Source organism: Streptomyces thermoalcalitolerans, assembly GCF_039525155.1.
In the GTDB taxonomy this organism is placed as follows: Bacteria; Actinomycetota; Actinomycetes; order Streptomycetales; family Streptomycetaceae; genus Streptomyces; species Streptomyces thermovulgaris.
On sequence record NZ_BAAAHG010000131.1, the window covers coordinates 1 to 1,592 of the forward strand.

At 56.5% G+C, this 1,592-nt stretch carries 4 protein-coding genes; 2 read left to right on the forward strand and 2 right to left on the reverse strand.

Going from position 1 to position 1,592, the window contains the following annotated elements:
- Positions 1 to 74: 74 nt before the first annotated feature.
- Together ABD224_RS29165 and ABD224_RS29170 are read right to left on the reverse strand one after the other, a co-directional pair.
- Positions 75 to 386: a hypothetical protein gene (locus ABD224_RS29165; RefSeq protein ID WP_344055318.1), complete on the reverse strand. Its 312-nt coding sequence runs from the start codon at positions 384 to 386 to the stop codon at positions 75 to 77.
- Positions 387 to 397: 11 nt separating this feature from the next.
- Entirely contained in the window at positions 398 to 592 is a 195-nt protein-coding gene (locus ABD224_RS29170) for a hypothetical protein (protein ID WP_344055320.1), read from the reverse strand.
- Positions 593 to 724: 132 nt separating this feature from the next.
- Between ABD224_RS29170 and ABD224_RS29540 the strand changes: the two genes are divergently transcribed.
- A complete protein-coding gene (locus ABD224_RS29540) occupies positions 725 to 952 on the forward strand; it encodes a winged helix-turn-helix transcriptional regulator (RefSeq protein ID WP_425548280.1) in 228 nt (75 codons plus the stop codon).
- Positions 953 to 1,301: 349 nt separating this feature from the next.
- On the forward strand, positions 1,302 to 1,592 hold a 291-nt coding region (locus ABD224_RS29175; RefSeq protein WP_344055322.1), incomplete at its 3' end, for a DUF8023 family protein.

The window sequence follows — 1,592 nt, forward strand, 5'->3', positions numbered from 1 at the left end:
GCTCCCCTCCGGGACGTCCTGGAGGTCGTCCTCGAGGTCACTCCAGTAGTCCTCCCTGACGGCGTAGTCGTCGCTCATCGAGATCCCCTCCGGTCATGGTCACGAACGCAAGCGTAGCAAATCGTGTTTCCAGAGAAGTGCGGTTGCTCGTCGTCCTCGAGGACGATCTCCTCGGCCTCGGCGTACCGGATCCGGTCCCCGCAATCGCAGACGATCACGTCGACGGCCGGCTCCTGATCGACGTCGGCGACCGAGTGCCATCGCGGGCCGTCGATCCCGTCGGCCCGGACGTACTTCGGTTTCGGCTCTCGACGCTCCTCACAAGCTTTATTCTCGTCGCTCTCGTAGTCCTCGATAGAGGAGGACGTGTCAGTGTTGACTGTCATACCCTAAGCGGTCACGCTGATGCGTTCTCTTTCTCAAGTCCTTGTTTCCGTAGCTGTGCCTCCAGGTCTCGGACGCGCTCCTCGAGTTCGTCGCGCTCCTCGAGGAGATCGGCCACGACGTCGGGATACGTGTCGCCCATCGAGCCGCGAGACTCGAGGCGCTCGGCGTCATCCTCGTAGACGCGGATCGGTTTCGTTTCTGCCATGCAGTTACAGCGTAACAGCGTGACGTATTAAATCTACTCATTGATCTGACTTACTGAGCGTAGGTATTTAACACCACTACTGGTAGTAGTCGAATCGATACACCGTAGGAACGCATGAACGACCCCACCGATATGCTCACCGCGTCAGACCGAGACATCCTGATCGATCTGTTAAATAACGGAGATAACTCCCCGTCGAATATAGCGGATAACATCGATAGACACTCTAAAACCGTGTCTGAGAGGCTATCGACCCTCGAAGACGAGGGGTATGTAGTCCCGAAGGGATCGGGAGGAGTCTGGACCATGACCGAGCGAGGATTGCACTCCGCTCAGATCCTCAATCGGCATCGATCGTGACGCGACCAGTGTCGGACTCCGGCTCCGGATCCGGTAAGAGGGAGTCCGGGAGAGAAGCCTCGAGAGTCCCGTCTTTATAGAGTACGACAAACGCATCATGGTCCTCGAGGTCCTCCGGATCGATCCCGATCTTTCGAGCGCCTTTTTTCGGGATCGTGATCGAAAAGGAATCCCCATTCCCCTGGATCGATCGGCTATCAGCATGAGCAATTTCTTTCCCCATCGATTACTATTGGTCCGTTCATTCCTATTAAATCCTCTGTCTATCTGGATATACTACTGATACTCTTAGTATTTTATCCACCGTTTCCGACCTGTGAAGATACTACGGAAAGGAGTGTGAAATGTAATGCAATGGGACAACCGATACCTCGACATCTTCTTCGGCGCAATTTATACCGTCGGAGCGGCTGTCGGGCTCGGACTCGCGGAAGTATCGCTAATCGGATACGACCTCATGGCCGTCGCAACGACCATTAGCGGGTATGAGATCCCGTATCACGCGGTCATGTCCGTGCTCGGCCTCGGGGGAGCCGCCGCCCTGAATATGCCGAGTTGGTCTCGGCTCGATCCCGTCCGTCGCGGGCTCATCATCATCGCGCTGGCGATGCTCGCGCTCTCGGTCCTAGCTCCCGGATCG

Bases quoted from the DNA above. Each gene is read 5' to 3' on its own strand.
- ABD224_RS29165 (WP_344055318.1), bottom strand. From the start codon at position 386: ATGACAGTCAACACTGACACGTCCTCCTCTATCGAGGACTACGAGAGC.
- ABD224_RS29170 (WP_344055320.1), bottom strand. From the start codon at position 592: ATGGCAGAAACGAAACCGATCCGCGTCTACGAGGATGACGCCGAGCGC.
- ABD224_RS29540 (WP_425548280.1), top strand. From the start codon at position 725: ATGCTCACCGCGTCAGACCGAGACATCCTGATCGATCTGTTAAATAAC.